17 protein-coding genes are annotated in these 19,449 nt (G+C 51.7%); all 17 read left to right on the plus strand.

Annotation, left to right across the window (positions count from 1 at the left end; all coding sequences use genetic code 11):
- Positions 1-155 precede the first annotated feature (155 nt).
- The 17 genes from QN379_RS02540 (at position 156) to QN379_RS02620 (ending at position 19,448) form a co-directional block, all read left to right on the plus strand.
- Positions 156-1,823, plus strand: a complete 1,668-nt coding sequence (locus tag QN379_RS02540; RefSeq protein WP_323505911.1) for an NAD(P)/FAD-dependent oxidoreductase — start codon at positions 156-158, stop codon at positions 1,821-1,823.
- A 121-nt stretch (positions 1,824-1,944) separates the two neighbouring features.
- On the plus strand, positions 1,945-3,141 hold the full coding sequence (locus QN379_RS02545; protein ID WP_323505912.1) for an ABC transporter substrate-binding protein: 1,197 nt from the start codon (positions 1,945-1,947) through the stop codon (positions 3,139-3,141).
- 42 nt (positions 3,142-3,183) lie between these two features.
- On the plus strand, positions 3,184-4,104 hold the full coding sequence (locus tag QN379_RS02550) for a branched-chain amino acid ABC transporter permease (RefSeq protein WP_322232942.1): 921 nt from the start codon (positions 3,184-3,186) through the stop codon (positions 4,102-4,104).
- Positions 4,056-5,963 carry a branched-chain amino acid ABC transporter ATP-binding protein/permease gene (locus QN379_RS02555; RefSeq protein ID WP_323505913.1) on the plus strand — a complete coding sequence of 636 codons (1,908 nt, stop codon included), beginning with the start codon at positions 4,056-4,058 and terminating at the stop codon, positions 5,961-5,963. Before QN379_RS02550 ends, QN379_RS02555 begins: the two co-directional genes overlap by 49 nt.
- Positions 5,957-6,679, plus strand: a complete 723-nt coding sequence (locus tag QN379_RS02560; protein ID WP_323505914.1) for an ABC transporter ATP-binding protein — start codon at positions 5,957-5,959, stop codon at positions 6,677-6,679. The genes QN379_RS02555 and QN379_RS02560 overlap by 7 nt, the downstream gene beginning before the upstream one ends.
- 75 nt (positions 6,680-6,754) lie before the next feature.
- The gene (locus QN379_RS02565) at positions 6,755-7,708 is read left to right on the plus strand and encodes a glutathione S-transferase family protein (protein ID WP_323505915.1); all 954 of its coding nucleotides are present in this window, start codon (positions 6,755-6,757) and stop codon (positions 7,706-7,708) included.
- 91 nt (positions 7,709-7,799) lie between these two features.
- On the plus strand, positions 7,800-9,035 hold the full coding sequence (locus QN379_RS02570; RefSeq protein ID WP_322232933.1) for an ABC transporter substrate-binding protein: 1,236 nt from the start codon (positions 7,800-7,802) through the stop codon (positions 9,033-9,035).
- Positions 9,036-9,106: 71 nt separating this feature from the next.
- The gene (locus QN379_RS02575) at positions 9,107-9,997 is read left to right on the plus strand and encodes a branched-chain amino acid ABC transporter permease (RefSeq protein WP_322232931.1); all 891 of its coding nucleotides are present in this window, start codon (positions 9,107-9,109) and stop codon (positions 9,995-9,997) included.
- Positions 9,984-11,099, plus strand: a complete 1,116-nt coding sequence (locus QN379_RS02580) for a branched-chain amino acid ABC transporter permease (RefSeq protein ID WP_322232929.1) — start codon at positions 9,984-9,986, stop codon at positions 11,097-11,099. The genes QN379_RS02575 and QN379_RS02580 overlap by 14 nt, the downstream gene beginning before the upstream one ends.
- An 8-nt stretch (positions 11,100-11,107) precedes the next feature.
- Entirely contained in the window at positions 11,108-11,854 is a 747-nt protein-coding gene (locus QN379_RS02585; RefSeq protein ID WP_322232927.1) for an ABC transporter ATP-binding protein, read from the plus strand.
- A complete protein-coding gene (locus tag QN379_RS02590) occupies positions 11,851-12,570 on the plus strand; it encodes an ABC transporter ATP-binding protein (RefSeq protein WP_322232924.1) in 720 nt (239 codons plus the stop codon). The genes QN379_RS02585 and QN379_RS02590 overlap by 4 nt, the downstream gene beginning before the upstream one ends.
- Positions 12,571-13,081: 511 nt before the next feature.
- Positions 13,082-14,269, plus strand: coding sequence for a porin (locus QN379_RS02595; RefSeq protein WP_322232921.1), 1,188 nt, complete (start codon positions 13,082-13,084; stop codon positions 14,267-14,269).
- A gap of 568 nt (positions 14,270-14,837) precedes the next feature.
- Positions 14,838-16,076 (plus strand): ABC transporter substrate-binding protein, encoded by a 1,239-nt coding sequence (locus QN379_RS02600; protein ID WP_323505916.1) that lies wholly within the window; start codon positions 14,838-14,840, stop codon positions 16,074-16,076.
- On the plus strand, positions 16,076-16,588 hold the full coding sequence (locus tag QN379_RS02605) for a 2,4'-dihydroxyacetophenone dioxygenase family protein (protein ID WP_322232918.1): 513 nt from the start codon (positions 16,076-16,078) through the stop codon (positions 16,586-16,588). Before QN379_RS02600 ends, QN379_RS02605 begins: the two co-directional genes overlap by 1 nt.
- 68 nt (positions 16,589-16,656) lie before the next feature.
- Positions 16,657-17,964, plus strand: a complete 1,308-nt coding sequence (locus tag QN379_RS02610; RefSeq protein ID WP_322232916.1) for an NtaA/DmoA family FMN-dependent monooxygenase — start codon at positions 16,657-16,659, stop codon at positions 17,962-17,964.
- 13 nt (positions 17,965-17,977) lie between these two features.
- The gene (locus QN379_RS02615) at positions 17,978-18,730 is read left to right on the plus strand and encodes an ABC transporter ATP-binding protein (protein WP_323505917.1); all 753 of its coding nucleotides are present in this window, start codon (positions 17,978-17,980) and stop codon (positions 18,728-18,730) included.
- Positions 18,723-19,448, plus strand: coding sequence for an ABC transporter ATP-binding protein (locus QN379_RS02620; protein WP_322232911.1), 726 nt, complete (start codon positions 18,723-18,725; stop codon positions 19,446-19,448). The genes QN379_RS02615 and QN379_RS02620 overlap by 8 nt, the downstream gene beginning before the upstream one ends.
- Position 19,449 lies beyond the last annotated feature (1 nt).

A 19,449-nucleotide genomic window follows, 5' to 3' on the forward strand; every position in this document is an offset into this window, starting at 1 on the left:
TTGATGATTAGGACTTACCCAAAATTGTCCCAGGAAGGCGTGCCGACGGAGACAGTGCGCTACTACGGCAAGGAGAGCACAACGCCGCTGGGGCATTTTGGGGTAAGTCAATACTATAAAAATAAATATTAGGGCCGTAGGGCTGAGGAGACATAATGCCAGATGCTGTCGAACCGTTTAGTAACGCGCAGGCGAAAACTACTCCTTTGTCCAGTGCCAGTGGCGAAGTGGTGGATGCCGTTGTGATTGGTGCAGGCTTCGGCGGCTTGTACATGCTGCACCGTTTGCGCGCATTGGGATTGAAGGTGCGTGCATTTGAAAAAGGCGATGACGTCGGTGGCGTTTGGTATTGGAACCGCTATCCCGGTGCGCGTTGTGATGTCGAGAGCATGCAGTATTCCTACTCGTTTTCCGAAGAGTTGCAGCAGGAGTATGAATGGACTGAACGATTCGCAGCGCAGCCTGAAATATTGGCTTATGCGTCGCATGTCGCTGAGCGTTTCGATTTGCGCAAGGATATTACATTCCAGACCAGCGTTAGCGCTGCACATTACAACGAAGAACAAGGTTTATGGGATGTCAGTACCGAGCATGGTGAGCACATTTTTGCACGTTTCTGCATCATGGCAACCGGTTGCCTGTCGTCGACCCGCATGCCGGATATTGTTGGTATCGATGCCTTCGAAGGAAATGTCTATCACACCGGTAACTGGCCGCACGAGCCTGTCGATTTTAGTGGCCAGCGCGTCGGCGTAATCGGTACCGGATCTTCGGGAATTCAGTGTATTCCTGTCATCGCGCAACAGGCGGCGCAATTGTTTGCATTTCAGCGCACGCCGAACTTCAGCGTGCCAGCGCGCAATGTTCCTATGACAGACGCGGCTCAGCGGAAATGGAAGGATAACTACGCCGGTTTGCGTCAGCAGGCCCGTGAGGACACCAGCTCCGGAACCTTGTACGAAAAAAGTCCGCATAAAGCGCACGAGGTTAGCAGCGCTGAACAACAGGTCGAATATTCACGCCGTTGGCAAGCGGGTGGTGTCAATTTTATGCACTCGTTCAACGACCTGATGCTTGATATCAGGTCCAACGATAGCGCTGCGGAATTCGTCAGAAGCCAGATCGGCGCTATCGTAGATGATCCTAAAGTGGCCGATTTGCTGACGCCAAAAGGTTACCCAATTGGTGCTAAACGGATTTGCGTCGACACCAACTACTACAGCACCTATAACCGCGATAGCGTCACATTGGTCGATCTGCGTGCCGCGCCGATCACTTCCATTACGGCTAGCGGCTTGCAGACGACGGACACACATTACCCGCTCGATAGCATTGTCTTTGCAACCGGCTATGACGCCATGACCGGTGCACTATCGAAGATCGATATCGTTGGTCGTGCCGGGGAAACCCTGGCCAGCAAATGGGAAAATGGCCCGCGCACTTATTTGGGCTTGATGATGGCGGGTTTTCCTAACCTGTTCACCATTACCGGCCCGGGCAGCCCTTCGGTGCTGTCGAATATGATTTTTGCCATCGAGCAGCATGTTGAGTGGATCGCCGATTGTCTGTCATGGATGGGTGAACATGGACATAAAACGATTGAGGCTGATCGCGTGGCAGAAGAGCTGTGGGTGGCGCATGTCAACGAAGTCGCCGACAAGACTTTGTTTCCGCTAGCTAATTCATGGTACGTCGGTGCCAACGTACCCGGCAAGCCACGCGTGTTCATGCCGTATGTTGGCGGTGTGGTGCCCTACCGCAAAAAATGTAATGAGGTCGCAGAACGCGGATATGAGGGCTTTCATCTAAGCACTCTTTCTTAAATATTGTAGCAATCAGAGTAATTAGAAGCAGACAACACCAGCAAGACCCAGCAGCACCCAGCACACCAGTAGACCGCAGATTAACTACGGCACAGGTGCAACCAACCGGAGGGGACACAATATGACAATTACACAGAAAAAAATTCGACAGGGATTGGCGCTGGCAGCATTGTTCGCGGCAAACACTGTAGCGGTGCATGCCGAGGACATTAAGATCGGTTTTAACGGCGATCTGTCGGCATCGCCATCGGCACTTAGCGGGAAGGCCGCGGTATTCGGTATTCAAGCTGCAATCGAAGACATCAATGCCAGTGGTGGTGTTTTAGGGCGCAAGCTGAGTCTGGTCACGCGGGATGATCTTTCGCAGCCACAAAAGTCGATGCAAAACATGTCCGAACTGATCGACGCCGAGAAGGTCGTCGCCGTGATCGGGCCGACCAATTCAGGCAATGCGTTGGCCTGGAAGCATATTGCCAATCAAAAGAAAATTCCCGTTATTGGCGCGATTGGATCAGCGACTGCGATTACCTTTCCGATGAGCAAAGGGGTGGATAACTATATGTTTCGCGTCTCCATGGTTGACCGTGATTCCATCGCAGCACTAATGGCCTACGCCAGCAAAAATCCGACGAGTAAAAAGATCGGCTACATGGTCGAGACCACGGGTTTCGGTCAGGGCGGCTTGAAGGATATTGAAGAGGTCGGACAGTTACATCAAATCGTACCCGGTTGCAGCGAAAAATTTGCTGTGGCGGATACCGACATGACGTCGCAATTAAATAAATGCAAAGCCGCGGGAGTCGACACCTTGATCGTGTGGGCGCAGGCTGTTCCTTCCGCCCAACTGATGCGTAGCATGGAAAAGATAGGTTATACGCCAACGACGCTGATGTCGTGGGGCATCCAGCAACCTTCCTTTAACGAGATAGCTGGCGGCGCCGCAATGCGTCCAACTTTCCTACAAACGCTGACCGATGACCGCACCCCACGCCAACAAAAACTGTTTGAGCGTATTGCGCCAAAGATGCCGTCGAGCCCGTTCGGTATCGCCGGTCATGCCTATGATGCGGTTCTGCTGCTATCGGCGGCGATCAAGCAAGCCAATAGTACTGACGGTGCAAAGGTGCGCAACGCACTGGAAAATTTGCAGAACAATGTCGATGGCGTGATGAAGACCTATGCCAAACCATTCTCGGCAACCAATCGCGAAGCGCTCAGCTCCTCGGACTATCGCTGGGTGAAATGGCAAGACGGAAAATTAGTGGCTTACTCCGATCCAGTGATCAAGTCATTGATGGCTGTCGATTATAAAAAATAAGATCGACGTCAACGCTAACTTTCCTGAAAGGTTTATTTCGCCATGCTGATCACAGTGATTCAAGCGATTATCAGCGGTCTTGCGGTCGGCGGAGCTTATGCGTTGTTCGCATTGAGCTTCAGCATCACCTTTACCACGACCAAAACGCTGAACTTTGCTCAGGGCGATTTTATTTCCTTTGGCGCTTTTATCGGTTTATCGGCGCTCTGGTTTCTGACCGGAAAACCGATGAATGCCTCATTGTCCGACGTCCCGCTCGTCGTCTGGCATCAGGTTCTCGCGGCGATCGCAGTGATGGTCATCGTCGGTGGTACTGGCTTGTTATTGTATCTGTTGGCGGTACGGCCGTTTGCTGGCAAGGGCGGAATGTCGTGGGTCATGAGTACCATCGGCTTCGGCATCATCCTGACCAGCGGCGGTCTCGCGTTGTGGGGACCATCACAAGTATTTGTTCCATCTCCGGTGGGCGACAAGGTACTGCACTTGTTCGGTATCGGTGTGCGTCCGCAGGAAATACTCACGCTCGGCGTGAGTATCGGCATCATGCTGGTATTCGATTGGGTAATGCGTAGCACCATGACGGGTAAGGCGATGCGTGCTGTGGCGCATGATCCGCGCGTCGCCGGGGCCATGGGTATCAATGCATCGGCGATGATGATCGGCGCTTACGTGCTTAGTTCCGGTCTCGCCGGATTGGGTGGATTCCTTATCGCGCCGATTACCTCAGCTTCGCTATTTATCGGTCTGGCCATTGCACTCAAAGGTTTTTCAGCTGCCATCATCGGCGGATTGTCGAACCCACGCGGCTGCGTGCTGGGTGGCTTCGCGCTGGGAGTAGTGGAATCGATGGTCAATTTGTGGCAGGCGCAATGGCGTGAGGTGGTGGTATTCCTACTAGTGATCGTGGTATTGGCATGTCGTCCTTACGGTCTGATGGGTCTGCGTCCGGTGGAAAAAGTCTGATGCGCGCGCATCACAAAATGGATCGCAAAGGGATGCTAGGTCTCATTGCCGTTGTCGGTGCGATTGTTATCGTTAGCTTGTTGGCTGACAACGATTATCAGTTGGGCCTGCTGTTTATGATGGGCGTGTATTTTCTCTGCGCCGCAGGAATGAATGTGCTGGTTGGATTTGCGGGACAAAAATCGCTAGGACAGGCTGGATTGTTTGCGGCTGGCGCTTATGGCGCAGCGATCTTGAGTACACGTTTCGACTGGAGTCCTGTATGCGCACTGTTGGGTGCCGCAGTGTTGTCCGGCTTATGCGGTGCGTTAATCGCATGGCCTTCGCTGCGCGTGCGTGGTCCTTACCTGGCGATGGTGACACTGGCTTTTGGCATCGTGGTAGAGAAGCTGGTTGCCGGATGGACCGAAGTTTTTGGCGGTGCGCAAGGCATTTACGGCGTCAAGCCGCTGACGTTGTCGGGCGCGCCATTGTCAGGTTTGCAGTGGGTATGGCTGGTGGTGGTGTTTGGGGTGATTACGTATTTACTATTGCGTAATCTGTTAACTGGACGCTTTGGCAGAGCCTGGCTGGCGATTCAGGCTGATGAAATTGCCGCCGCTTGTGCGGGCGTTAATGTGTATCGTTACAAGGTGTTGGCGTTTGTCATAGCTGGGGTGTGCTGCGGGGTAGCCGGTGGATTGGTGGCCCAACATGGCCAGTATATTAACTCCGACTACATCAGTTTTAATCTGTCGATTTTTATCTTATTGCTAGTGTTGTTCGGCGGAGCCGGTTCTCTGTATGGACCGTTGATTGGCGCGATAACTTTGACGCTGATTGATGCTTATCTGGCTCGCTGGCCATCGGTGCAGCATTTCGGCTATGGCGCGCTGTTGCTGTTTGCACTGTATGTGATGCCGGAAGGTGTCGCTGGTTTGCTCAAAAAGGTAAGTGCGCGCTTAGTGCGCTCGCGCTCATCCGCGCCGGAAGTGTCGCCAGAATTGAGCGGCGCTCGCGCAGCACTGTCCGTACTGGCAAAAGAGATTCCTGCAATACACGCGGGCGGAACGAAGCCTGAACTGCTGGAGGTTCACCATCTTGCCAAATCATTCGGTGGCATTCATCCGGTTCAGGATGTATCGTTTTCTCTGCGGTCAGGAAAAATTCATGCGCTGATTGGTCCTAACGGCGCTGGCAAAACCACCACGATTAACATGCTTAGCGGCGTCATTCCAGCCAGTTCGGGAAGAATCGCGTTTCTTGGCAAAGATATCGGTCAGCTTAGCAGCCATGCTATTTGTCGGCAGGGCATTGCGCGCACGTTCCAAAACCTGCGTTTGTTTGGCGCGCTGTCGGTCCAGGAAAATATCCTTATTGGCCGTCATTGTCGCATGCAAAACGGTTTCTTCAGTGCCTTGTTGGGACTGCCGTCCTCTCGCGCTGAGGAGCATCAAGCCCGCGAACATACCGCGTCAGTGCTGGATTTTTTTGGTCTGACGTCATTGGCGTTGCGGCCCGCCGGTAGTCTTGCTTATGGCCTGCAACGTCGTGTGGAATTGGCGCGTGCCCTCGCAACCGAACCGCTATTGCTCTTGCTTGACGAACCCGCCGCCGGGTTAAATCCTCAGGAATGTGCTGAACTAGGGGATCTGATTGTCAGTATCGCCAAACTTGGAATCAGCATCGTCATGGTTGAACATCACATGGATCTGGTGATGAAAATTTCCGATCACGTCATTGTGCTTGATCACGGTAGCAAAATTGCCGAAGGCTTGCCAGCTGCAGTACGCGCTGACGCACGGGTCATCGCATCGTATCTGGGCGCGCCAGTTGATGCGACCGCGCTCACTGCTAAAGCCGAGGAAGTGACATGCTAATACTTGACGAAATTGATGTTTCTTACGGGCCGATTTCAGCGCTGCGCAAAATTTCGCTGGAAGTACCAGCAGGCGCGGTGGTCGCAATTATTGGTGCTAACGGTGCAGGTAAAAGTTCTTTGCTAAAAAGTATCGCGGGGTGGGAGATCCCGACCAGCGGTTCAATCCGCTTTATGGATGGCGGCATGGCACGGGATATTACGCGCTTGCCATCTCATCGCCGTGCAGGCTTGGGAATTGCATTGTCGCCGGAAGGCCGTGGCATTTTTCCCGATCAGAGCGTACGCGACAATCTGATACTGGGAGCGTATCTGAGACGCCGCGATCCGGTTGCTATCGAGCGCGACATCCTGCGTGCGTACGAACGATTTCCGATTCTTGGAAGCCGCCAACACCAGCCTGCGGGCACGCTCTCCGGCGGCGAACAGCAAATGCTGGCGATCACCCGAGCTTTGATGAGTGAGCCAAAACTGCTGTTGCTCGATGAGCCCTCGCTCGGCTTGGCACCGCTCATGATTCAGGAAATTTTTGCGACGATATGCGCTTTACGAGAAGAAGGATTAACGATTTTTCTCGTCGAGCAAATGGCGAATCAGGCGCTTGGGATTGCCGATTACGCATATGTCCTGGAAAACGGCAGCATCACACAATCCGGTAAGGGCGCTGATCTGATGCATGACCCAAATGTGCGGGCCGCCTATCTCGGAATGCACTGAATGGTTGGCAAGCCTGACGCCTTGTCGTTTTATAGTTGTAGTTAAATGGATTACCAAATCCAAGGGAGTTAAACCATGGCTGACCTGATTCTGCATCACTTTTTAATATCTCCATTTTCAGAGAAAATTCGCCTGGCATTAGGTTATAAAAAACTTGCCTGGAAGTCGGTCATTGTTCCGGGCGTCATGCCTAAACCTGATGTCGTCGCGCTGACCGGCGGTTATCGTAAAACACCTTTCCTGCAAATCGGTGCTGATATTTATTGTGACAGTGCGCTGATCTGTGAAGTGCTAGAGCAAGTGCAACCGAGTCCGGCCTTATATCCTTCACATGGCAACGGTGTGGCGCGCACTTTGGCGCAGTGGGCAGATACCACGCTGTTCTGGAGCGTTCTGGCACCACCAAGAAATACCGCACATATGTTTGCTGGCGCACCACCCGATACGGCCAGCTTGTTTAGCCTGGACCGGGAAACGATGAAAGGCCCGATGCTCAGACTGCGCGGCCCCGATGCCGCCGCGGCCTGCAAAGACTATCTGGAGCGTGTATCGGATATGCTAAGCGGCCAACCCTATTTGCTAGGCCAGGCGCCATGCATCGCCGATTTTTCGGTATATCACTCATTGTGGTTTAGTCGCCAATTCACCCCAGTGGTAGAGGAAATGCTGCGTAGCGTGCCAGCAATACTTTCCTGGATGGAGCGTATGCAGGCTTTTGGTCATGGACAGATCCAGCAGATTGATTCTTCCGATGCGGTTGCCATTGCCGCTAACGCTGAGCCACTGCCGATTGGTCAGGGTCGTAGCCATTTACCCGACAACGTTTTTCAAGACGAGCATGGTATTCCGCTTGGCAGCCGCGTGTCAATCACGGCAGAGAGTTTCGGGCCAGAAGCGACGGAGGGCGAACTGGTCGCGGCGACGCGGTCCCATTTCACCTTACGCCGCCATGACGTACGTGCAGGATTTGTGCACGTACATTTTCCAAGAATTGGTTACGTTCTCAATAGGGTAACTAGTTTGACGTAGTCGCTATCCTGCTTGCCTGAAGCGTTTGCTGAAAGACGGCGTGGACTTTACATCGTATAAAAAAATAATTCATTTTCACCAGGAGACAAGTATGAGTGCATTTAAATCTGTATTAAAGCCGGTTGTTGGTATCGCGTTATTGGTTGGCGCGACCTTGTTGCCACAGTTGGCAATGGCCGCAGATCCCATTAAAATTGGTGCGATCAATCCTTTCAGTGGTCCACTCGCACTGTACGGTGTTGAGGTTACCCGCGGTTATGAGCTCGCCGTGGATCAGGCCAACGCCGCCGGTGGTGTTCTCGGACGCAAGATCGATATCGTGCGCGGTGATGCTTCCACACCACAACAAGGCATTGCGACCGTTGAGCAATTGGTCGCTAAAGATAAGGTCGACCTATTTGTCGGCACCTACACCAGCCCTGTCTCCAACGCGGCCAGCGATGCAGCATCACGCTATAACAAGCTGTATTGGGAAACCGGCGCACTGGCACAAAATCTAACCGATCGTGGCCTGCCAAACTATATCCGTATGAGTCCTAATGGCGGCGATTTTGCACTCCTGTCGGTGACCGCTGTGCGCGAATTGATAGCGCCTGCACTTAAAAAGAACCTGAAAGACGTCAAGATCTGGATCGAGCATGAAGACTCGCTCTACGGTACGTCGATTGCCCAGACCCAGAAACGTTTATTGGAAGCCCTCGGCGCAAAGGTCGTCGGCGTTGGCGCACATTCAATGCGTTCAATTGACTTGAACGACACGGTCCTGCGTGCCAAGCAAGCCAATCCAGACGTGCTGATCCAGACAGGTTACGTGCCGGATGGCAATTTATTGTTGCGTACAGCACGTGATCAAGGCTTTAAGCCTGGCGCGATTATGTTGGTTGGCGTGGGTGACACCCCGGAGACTTTGCAATCGTTAGGCGCAGGATCTGTTGAAGGCGTGCTGGTGGTCAGCTATCCGCGTACCGATATTTCTGAAAAATACGGTCCTGGTGCAAAAGGTTTTCTTGCAGCATATCGCGCCAAATATAAAACTGACCCGATTGCATCGCAAAGTATGACTGCGTATGTCGGTATGCAAATGCTGTTCGATACGATTCGCGCCGCTAACAGTCTGGACGTCGCAAAAGTCCGTGCCGCCGCTGCCGCAATGGATAAACCGAACGGTACGTACGCAACCGGTTATGGCCTCAAATTTGATAAAAATTTCCAAAACGTGCGCGCACTTCCCGTCACAGCGCAGTGGCAGGCCGGCAAGATGGTGACAGTGTTTCCAGAAAATGCCTCCCCAACTGGCGCCACACTTAAACCCCTGGCACGTAACTAATATCAGGCATTGTTTATCGTGGATGCCGCCCACGCTTTAATTGGCGGCATTCTACTTAAGGAAAGTAGGCAATGGATCAAATTTTAAATGTGCTGGTGTTTGGCATTCTGCTGGGAGGCATTTACGGCCTGGTCAGTATTGGATTGAACCTGATTTTTGGCGTGGTGCGAATCGTTAATTTTGCGCAAGGCGAACTGGTGATGTTTGGTATGTACGGCAGTTACTATGCGTACACCTATCTGGGTCTGAACCCTTACCTGGCCGCATTGATCGTTGCACCATTGGTCGGCCTGATCGGAATGGCGATTCAGCGACTGGTGATTCAACCGCTGCATAATGAGTCGAACATGCAAATTTTTGCCACTTTCGGTCTGTTGATGATGTTTCAGAACATCATGCTGGCAGTGTCGCGAGGCGAGGCAGTCAGTATTGGCGGTCAGGTTGGCGCGTCGGTATTGACGGTCGGTGATATGAAAATCAGCGTCGTCCGGCTGGTGACTTTTATAGCGACCACGCTCATTACGATCGGTTTGCATCTCTTTCTGTCGCGCACAATGGCGGGTAAATCGATTCGGGCGGTGACGCAGGACAAGCGCTCGGCACGGGTGATGGGGATCAACGTCGAACGTACTTTCTTGTACACCTTCGGTCTCGGCGCTGGCCTCGCTGGCCTGGCTGGCGTGCTACTCACACCAATTTATTCGATCACGCCAACAGTCGGTAGCAATTTTATTCTTGCCGCTTTTGCTGTGGTGGTTCTTGGTGGGTTGGGCAGTGTCTGGGGCGCGTATATCGGCGGCCTGATCGTTGGTATCGTTGAAGCGTTTGCTGGCTACTACATCGATCCATCATTGAAAAGTGCGATCTGGTTCATCATTTTTCTTATCGTTTTAATCTTGCGTCCGTCAGGCCTTTTCGGTCAGGTTGGCGCGGAAGAAGTGGGATTCCGTGAACAACAATGAAACAAGTACGCTGGATAAACAGGTGCCTTTGGTCCAACCGCAGGTGCAGCCTAATGTGCAGCCTCAGGCAGAATCTGAGTTGGAACATTACGGCGCTTTGCACCGCGAAAGCGGGATCGATACAAGACGGCAAACGTTATTGAAATATGCGGGCGGCATGGCAGTGGCATTCTTGCCGTTTATATTGTTGGTGCATGATGCTTACTGGCTCAACATTATCGCGTTCACTTATTTAATGGGTGGGCTGGCGGCGGCATGGAATATTATCGGCGGTTTTGCGGGACAATTCTCACTCGGTCACGGTGTATTTTTCGGCATTGGCGCGTATGTCACGGCAAGGTTTTACACGCTATTTGACGTGTCGCCGTGGCTGAGCATGATTCCCGCGGCCGTGTTTGCGGCGCTCATCGCGGTGCTGATTTCATGGCCGACATTCCGTTTGCGTGGACCATTTTTCGCCATCGCAACCATGGCGTTTAATGAGGTCGCGTTCGTAATCGCTAATCACTTCGACTCACTGACCAATGGACCAAGTGGCATTTTGATCCCATTTAAGCCAGGTTTTGCGAATATGATTTTTGTCGAACGCTGGCAGTACTGTTTGCTGATGTTTATCTTCGCCGCTGTGGTAATCGGTGTGACCGTGGTGTTGCGTCGTAGTCGCCTTGGTTATTACCTGCTGGCGGTGCGCGAGGATGAAGACGCTGCACGTGCAGCTGGCATCAACGTGCTCAGCGTCAAGTTGCGCGGCATGGCATTGAGCGCTGGACTGACTTCGATTGGCGGTACTTTGTTTGCAATGTACCTGCGCTATATCGATCCACCGACGTTGTTCACGATGACTGATGTAGGTGTCAAATTTGCATTGATAACCTTGATTGGCGGCATCGGTACCATTGCTGGCCCGTTACTGGGCGCGGCGTTGATTATTCCGTTCGAGAATTTTTTACGTGCTGAACTGGCAAGCGCGCTTCCCGGTATCAATCTGGCGATCCTGGGATTTTTGATGGTGTTGGCAGCCTTGTTCATGAAGCGCGGTCTGGTTGGCGCATTGAGTGACTTGTGGCGCAAGCTGCAAAACCTGTGGATGGCAAAAAAATGACGCAAACAATGTCTCAAATACAATCGCAGAATACAGCAACGGCCTTGCTCTCAGTCTCTGGCGTCAGCAAACAATTTCTTGGCTTACGGGCGGTCGATAACGTCACGTTGTCGGTCAAAAAAGGCGAGATTATCAGCATTATCGGTCCCAATGGTGCCGGTAAAACGACCTTCTTTAATTTGCTCTCCGGTCAGTTATCGCCCAGTCAAGGTGAAGTATGCCTGCGCGGTGAGTCGATTAACCGTCTGGCCCCGCATGCCCGTGCGCAACGTGGCATCGGCCGTACCTTTCAGATCGCCAAGCCACTGATTACGTTGAGTGCGTTGGAAAACGTGATGATCGGCGCATTCATGCGGCATTCGCGGTTGACGACTGCGCGCGACAAAGCGATGGAAGTGTTGCAGCGCGTCGGATTGGCGCGCCATGCATTGCGACGCGCGGGCGACCTGACACTGAGTGAGCGACGCAGACTGGAAGTGGCGCGAGCGCTGGCGCTTGAACCGGAACTGGTGCTGCTCGATGAAGTCATGGCAGGTCTGAATCAAAGTGAAGTCGGTCAAGTCATCGAATTGCTGCAGGATTTGCATGCGAATGGACTGACTTTTTTGATCATCGAACACAACCTGAAAGTGGTGCGTGCGTTCTCGGATCGGGTGGTGGTATTAGACCGCGGACGGATGATCGCAGAAGGCAGCGCCGAGCAGATTCTCAGTTCACCCGAAGTTATTAAAGCGTATCTGGGAGATCAACAATGACCAACGCTATTCTTCAGGTCGAAGCGCTATGTTCCGGATATTCGGAACTGCCGGTGTTACATGGCATGACGCTGGATGTCGGACAGGGTGAATTTGTTTCTGTCGTTGGTGCCAATGGCGCTGGCAAGACGACTTTGCTACTCACGATTACCGGTCATTTGAAAGCGCATTCCGGCCGGGTTATGTTTGATGGGCAAGATATCACTAACCTGCCCGCCCATGCAGCAGCGGAACGTGGTCTGGTCATGGTGCCTGAAGGCGGTCGTTTGTTTCCCTTCATGAGCGTGCTGGAGAATCTACAACTTGGCGCTTACCATCCAAAGGCGCGGGCGCGCATGGCGCAGTCGCTGGACGAGGTCATGACGTTGTTTCCTTTGCTGGCTGAACGCCGCACCCAACTTGCTGGCCGCCTCTCCGGTGGCGAACGCCAGATGTGTGCAGTCGCCCGCGCGATGATGGCATTGCCGAAACTGCTGATGTTGGATGAGCCTTCACTCGGGCTTGCGCCGATCATGGTTGATAAAGTTTTTGAGATTGTCAGCCAACTGGTGGCAACAAAAGGGATTTCTGTGTTGTTGGTGGAGCAGAATGTCGGCAATGCACTACGCATGTGTCAGCGCGGTTGCATCATTGAGCACGGTCGTATCCTCAAGATTGCGAGTGGTAAGGACTTGTTACAAGACCCTGATATCCAGCGCTCGTATATGGGACTGTAAGGTTGACTAGAAGTTTGGCTAAAAGCGGCCTGTAGTTGACAACTGGTGTGATTTAAAACAACGCTCGTAGAAGCGCAACAAATTTTTTCTGATTTCACGTCGCCTGTACGTGATTAGTGAATGGAGAGTCTGGGGCCCGGTACGGTGCATTTTGCATCAATGCCGGGATCGCCAGAAATAAGTCGAATTAGCATTATTTACTAACACCACCCAAAAAGATCCCAACTGAACTGCATCCAAACTGAGACAAGTTTATCGGACGGAAAAGTGATTAAAAAAATAATTAAACTGGGGCTCAACTGCTAATTGAAATAACAGTTTCCTGCATTAAATTAAGCGTGCCAACCTAGCTCAAAAAAACTACACATTAGGCAAAGTTGATCCTCTTTTTTCCGCTTTAGCTAGTTTACGCAAGAAGCTCATAAGTGAGTATGAAATCATCGAATTGAGTGTGGTCTTCAAGAGATAGCACTGTTAAATATAAAAACGAAATGATCACGGGACATCACAAATGAAAAAATTAGTTGCTGCAATCGCCATATTGGCACCTTTCGGCGTAGCACAAGCCGATTCCAGCGTGACCATTTACGGTAACGTAGATGCAGCGATTGTATCGGTGAGTACAATCGGCGGCACGACAAAACCGGGCGGTTCAGTCGGTGTAAATTCAGCGCATATCCTGCGTGAAGATTCTGGCGTTGGTCCAGCGAGTCGTTTGGGTTTCCGTGGTACCGAAGATCTTGGTGGCGGGCTGAGCGCTAACTTCGTGCTTGAGGCTGGTTTTGGTGCGGATACCGGTGCTAGTCAGCAGGGTGGTGTGTTGTTTGGTCGTCAATCATGGGTTGGTTTGGCTGGTTCTAACTGGACTCTGTCTGCAGGTCGTCAATATGCGCCGATCGACGTCATCTTTGCTGCGATCGATCCATCGTATGGTCTGTACTTTGGTAACGCGACAACGGCAACCAACCATGCTATCTATCCGACTATTGGTGCGACCGCAACTAGTGGAACATGGCAGTCGACTTCCCGTGTAAACAACTCTTTGTTGGGAACATTTAAAACTTCCGGTCTGACATTTAAGTTGATGTTGGCAGCTGGTGATGAAAATACGCGCAATACAGGCCAATTGATCAACCCTAGCGTGACATACGACAATGGTCCGTTGTCATTGAGTTTGTCGGCTACCCGTCTGCGTCAGGCGCAAGATAGTATTCTTGCAACTGCTAAGCCTGAGTGGGTGAGTGAGCAAATCGCCGGTGGTTCTTATACCTTCGATTTTGCTAAGGTATTTCTTGGCGCTTATCAATTCATCGGACCAAGCAATTTTGCTAATTTGAGCCCGGCTGCGACCGTTGGTGCGCCCGGTGCGGCAGCTTACGCCTATACCTGGAGTCGTCAGCATTCATACTGGATCGGCGCACGTATTCCGGTCGGTACAGGTACTTTCATTCCTTCTATCGACAGAATCGATTACATCTATAAAAATGGCACACCAGACGGTCACGGTACTGTACTCGGTTTGACTTATGAGTATCCGTTCTCGAAAACCACTGTTTTGTACGCTAACTATGGTCAGACTAAGAATAGCGCGACTGCAAACGGTCCATTGGTGTCTACGATCACCTCTGCTACTGCTGGCGTCGTACCTTACGGTTCGACCATCAGAGCAGCGGCTATCGGCATGCGCCACTCCTTCTAACGCCGGACCTACGAAAAACCGCCCCAGCGGCGTTGTGCTTTCCTAGCCACCAATGTGGCCGGTACTATCGTACTGTCTTCGTTGGCACGCCTTGCTGGGACGATTTTGCGTAAGTCTTGAGTTGGTGGGTTTATTTAAAACCTTTTTTGGCTTGTTTCAGAATTATTTGGAATATGTCATATCCGATGGCCCTTCTCAGCTTGAGCGGGGCCATTTGTTTTTGTTGGTCTGATTTTTTTGTTTCAATTTTTCGACGTGATGTTTCCCTAGTCGTTGTCTGTATTTCTTTCCTTGCTTCACTCAATTTTATATCTCTGTTTTGCCTGAAATGGTCTCGCTTCCGTGTGCTTAAGTGTGGGCTTGGCGCACGTGATTTATGGCTGATTTACAGCATGAATAATCATCATTCAAACGCTTATCAAAAAAGTTGCGACGTCAGTAAAAATGCTATACCATCGGGTAGATAACAATTCTATTAAGTATATATCAGCCTGTAAGGCATCAGGAATCGCTCGAAAATTATGCGGTTTGGATACCGGAACAGGGTGGTAAACCAGGGAGATTAAAGATGGTGAATCGTCGTACCGTGATAGCTGGACTATCAGCGCTTTCAGCAGTTTCTTTAGCGCCAATGATCGCAAGAGCACAGTCTAAACCTTTGATTCGTATCGGCATGTTGCAAGATGCATCTGGTCCTTATAGTTATCTTGGTGGCGTCGGTTCAATCGCTTGTGCGCGTCAGGCGATTGCTGAAATCGCGGGAAGCCGTGGTTTGAATGTCGAAATCCTTACAGCGGATCACCAGAATAAACCTGATATTGGCGCTGCCATTGCGCGCCAGTGGCTTGATCAGGGCGTTGATGCACTGATGGAGTTTAATAATTCCGCAATCGCTTTAGCCGTCAATAATTTAGTGCGTGAGCGTGACAAAGTGATGCTTGCCAATAACGTCGGCTCCGCTTCTCTCAGCGGCGTCAATTGCACCCCGAATATGACCCATTGGACTTTCGATACGGCGATGCTGGCGACCAGCATGGGTAACGGAATGATCGAAAAGGGCGCTGGAGAAAGTTGGTTTTTCATCCGTGCCGACTATGTATTTGGCAAAGCCTTACGCGACGATACCGCTGCCGTAGTCATCGCTAAAGGCGGCAAAGTGGTGGGCGAAGTCGCGGTGCCAGTTGGTACGACCGATTTTGCGTCCGCCCTGTTGCAGGCACAAGCTTCCGGCGCAAAAGTTGTGGCGTTGGCGTTGGCCGGTAATGACTTGCTCAACTGCCTCAAGCAAGCAAACGAATTTGGACTGACCAAAGGTGGTCAGCGGATGGCTGCGTTGATCATTTATTTGCAAGATATTAAAGCACTGGGTTTGCCAGTCACCAAAGGTCTGGTCCTGACGGAATCGTTTTATTGGGATTTGAGCGACAAGTCGCGTGCTTTCTCTAAACGTATAACGCCTAATACTAAAGGCATACCGCCGAACATGGGCCAGGCTGGCGCTTATTCCGCTGTGACACATTATTTGAAAGCAGTTGCCGATGTGGGCGCTGCAGAAGCCAAACGTTCTGGCCGTGTCGTAGTTGAGCGTATGAAACAATTACCGATCAGTGATGACGTGCTGACCAATGCGCGCATTCGTGCTGACGGCCGCGTGGTCAGTGATGTGTATCTATTCGAAGTCAAATCTCCGGAAGAGAGCAAAGGCGAGTGGGATTTGTACAAGATCAAACGTAAGCTCGGCCCGGATCAGGCTTGGCGTCCAATGTCGGCGGGTGGTTGCCCACTCGTTAAACCAGGGAGTATCTGATGAGTGATATTAAAAGTAACAAACCAATTAATATTCCAGAATCACCTTTTACACGTCCGGAAATGTTTTCGCCGGACGTCATGATTGACGATAACAAATGGTATCCCCTAGGTAAATTGGGCAAGGTTCGTCCGATCCTGTTTGATGTCTCGAATGGTGGTTGGATCAGTATTCTGAAGGCTGAAGGTCAGGGCACTATTCAGCGCCACCGTCATGCTTCGCCAGTAACCGGTTGGACGCTTGATGGCGCGTGGGGCTATCGCGAGTACGACTGGGTTGCACGTGCCGGTAGTTTTGTTTATGAGCCACCGGGTCACATCCATACTCTTTATATTGATCCGGAAGCTGGCAAGATGACCGCGTTGTTTCACGTTCATGGCCCGCTCGTGTATCTGGATGAAGAAGGTAATGCGACTGACTACGATGATGTGTTTTTGCGCCTCGATCGGTACGCCAAGTATTGTCGTGAAGTCGGTCTGGGCGATGATTATCTGCAATCGCTGATTCGATAGCTTTACTCTGCTCAGCTCTGTCGTTTGCTGACTAGCCTATTTATTTTTTGTTCCAAGGATGAAGTCCAATGTCTTCGAAAATGCACTTGATGCAAATGCTGATACACAGCGCCAGTACGCATACTCTGCTTAGTTGGACCGATCCGAAGGATGGGCAGTTAGATGGCTTGCAAGATTTTGCCTATTGGCAGAATCTGGCCCAGACGCTTGAGCGCGGTTGTTTTGATGGCGTGTTTTTTGCCGATAGCCCAGCCACACATGCGGTCTATAAAAGTAGCGTCAAGCCATCAGTAGAATACGGTGCATCATGGCCCAATCATGATCCGATGCCTTTGGTAGCGGTGATGGCTGCGGCGACTAAACACCTCGGTATTGGTGTGACGTTGTCGACCACTGGTACGACGCCTTATCTGGCGACCCGACGCATTTCGACTTTGAATTATTTGAGTCGTGGTCGCGTTGGCTGGAACATCGTATCCGGTTTCAGCGCAGCAGAACATCAGGCTAATGGTCTTGGCGCATTGGGTCATGACGAGCGTTATGACCAAGCCGACGAATTTATGGAAATTTGCTACCGCTTGTGGGATAGCGTTCCCGATGCAGCGATATTGAAGAACCACGTTACTGGCAAGTTTGCTGATCCCGAACAAATCAATGTCGTTGATTTTCAAGGTCGTTTTCTAAATTGCAAAGCGGTTGCGCCGACGTTGCCATCGTCATACGGTCGGCCATTGTTGTTTCAGGCTGGTTCATCGGGACGTGGTTTGCAGTTTGCGATGGAACACGCTGAAGTGATTTTTGCGATTCAATCGCATATCGCAGGGATGAAAAAGAGCATGCTGCAATTGAGCGCTGCCGCTGCGGAGCAAGGCAAGGGTAAAGAATGCAAGGTGTTATTTGGCCTGCAACCGATCGTGCGCAGTACCGAACTTGAAGCGCGTCAACGTGCTGAAGAATTGGCTGAGCGGATTCCGCTGGATGCCATTCTTGCGCGTCTCTCGGGCGTGTTCGGTATCGATCTGAGTCAGCTTGATCCAGATCGTCCATTGGCGGAAATGGAAACCCAGGCTTCACGCGGATTGATGGCGGCGACGGTGACCGGTGCGGATGGCAAGGCGGTGACATTGCGTCAGGCAGCAACAACCTGGGCCTTGTCGGTGGCCATTCCTCAAGTGATCGGTACGCCGGAACAAGTGGCTGATGAAATGGAGCGTACCTGGCGCGAAACCGGTTGCTACGGCTTTAACCTGAGTCCGACGACCAATCCAGATAGCGTTGAAGATTTTGTTGATCAGGTCGTGCCAATCCTGCAAAGCCGTGGCGTGTTCCGCACTGCTTATGAAGGCGACAGCTTCCGTGACAATTTGATGGCTTGATGGGGCGGGTAAAGTGACTGATACGATCATCGAAACACGTGGCTTGACCAAGGACTTCCGCGGCTTTATCGCGGTTGGTGGAGTCGATTTGAAAGTGCGCAAGGGATCTATCCATGCGCTGATCGGTCCTAATGGTGCGGGTAAATCTACGGTCTTCAATTTACTGACACGTTTTTTGCCCGCTAGTGGTGGACAAATATTTTTCAAAGGTGAAGAGATCACCCGACGCGACCCGGCCTTGGTAGCGCAGAGCGGCATGGTGCGCTCGTTTCAGATTTCTTCCACTTTCCCGGCTTTTAGTTTGCGTGACAATGTACGGATTGCGTTACAGCGCCCGCTGCAAGTTAGCTACCAATTCTGGCGTTCTGACAAGACACTTGCGGCATTGTATGAGCGTGCCGACGAGTTGCTTGAGGCGGTGGGTTTAACGCGATGGCGTGATGTGCGAGCAGCCGATCTGTCATATGGCCGTAAGCGTGCGCTCGAATTAGCGACCACGTTGGCGCTCGATCCAGAAGTGATGTTGCTGGATGAACCAATGGCTGGACTAGGTCATGAGGATATCGCGCGCATCGCCAGTCTGATTCGCAAGGTTGCGGTTGGTCGTACGGTCTTGATGGTGGAACACAATTTAAAAGTAGTGGCCGATTTGTCGGACACCATTACAGTGCTGGCGCGCGGCAAAATATTGGCCGAAGGCCCGTATGCCGTCGTGTCTGCGAATCCGCTGGTGCGTAGTGCTTACATGGGATCAGCGCATGCCTGATTTATCTCCTCAACCGGATTTACTGGCCATTGATAATCTGCGTGCCTGGTACGGCGAATCGCAAGCCTTGCATGGCATTAACCTGACTGTGCAACGCGGCGAAACCGTTACTTTGCTTGGACGCAACGGCGCTGGCAAGACCAGTACGCTGCGTTCGATCATGGGATTGATGCGGCGACGTGAAGGCGCGATTACATTTTCCGGTAGCGAATTAATTGCCGCATCGCCGGATCAGATTGCGCGTCTGGGTATCGGCTATTGTCCGGAAGAGCGCGGCATTTTTGCTGGCTTGACGGTGCAAGAAAATCTGATGCTGCCACCGATCATTAAGGCGGGTGGTATGACGCTGGCGGAAATCCACCAATTGTTTCCTAATCTGGCCGAGCGTAGCGCCAGTCAAGGAACCAAATTGTCCGGCGGCGAACAACAAATGCTGGCCATTGCACGCATCTTGCGCACGGGCGCAGATTTGCTATTACTGGACGAACCAACTGAAGGTCTGGCACCGGTCATCATCGAACAAATCGGTCATGCAATTCAGAAGCTTAAAGAGCGGGGTTACACCATCGTTCTGGTCGAGCAAAATTTCAATTTCGCCGCCAGTGTGTCAGAACGATTTTACGTGATTGAAGATGGTCGTGTAGTTGATCATATTGCTGCAGCCGAGATCGCTGATCCGACGACGGTGGCCAACATTCACAATTATTTGAGTATGTAAA

It is taken from the genome of Glaciimonas sp. Gout2 (genome assembly GCF_035018905.1).
Taxonomy (GTDB): Bacteria; Pseudomonadota; Gammaproteobacteria; order Burkholderiales; family Burkholderiaceae_D; genus Glaciimonas.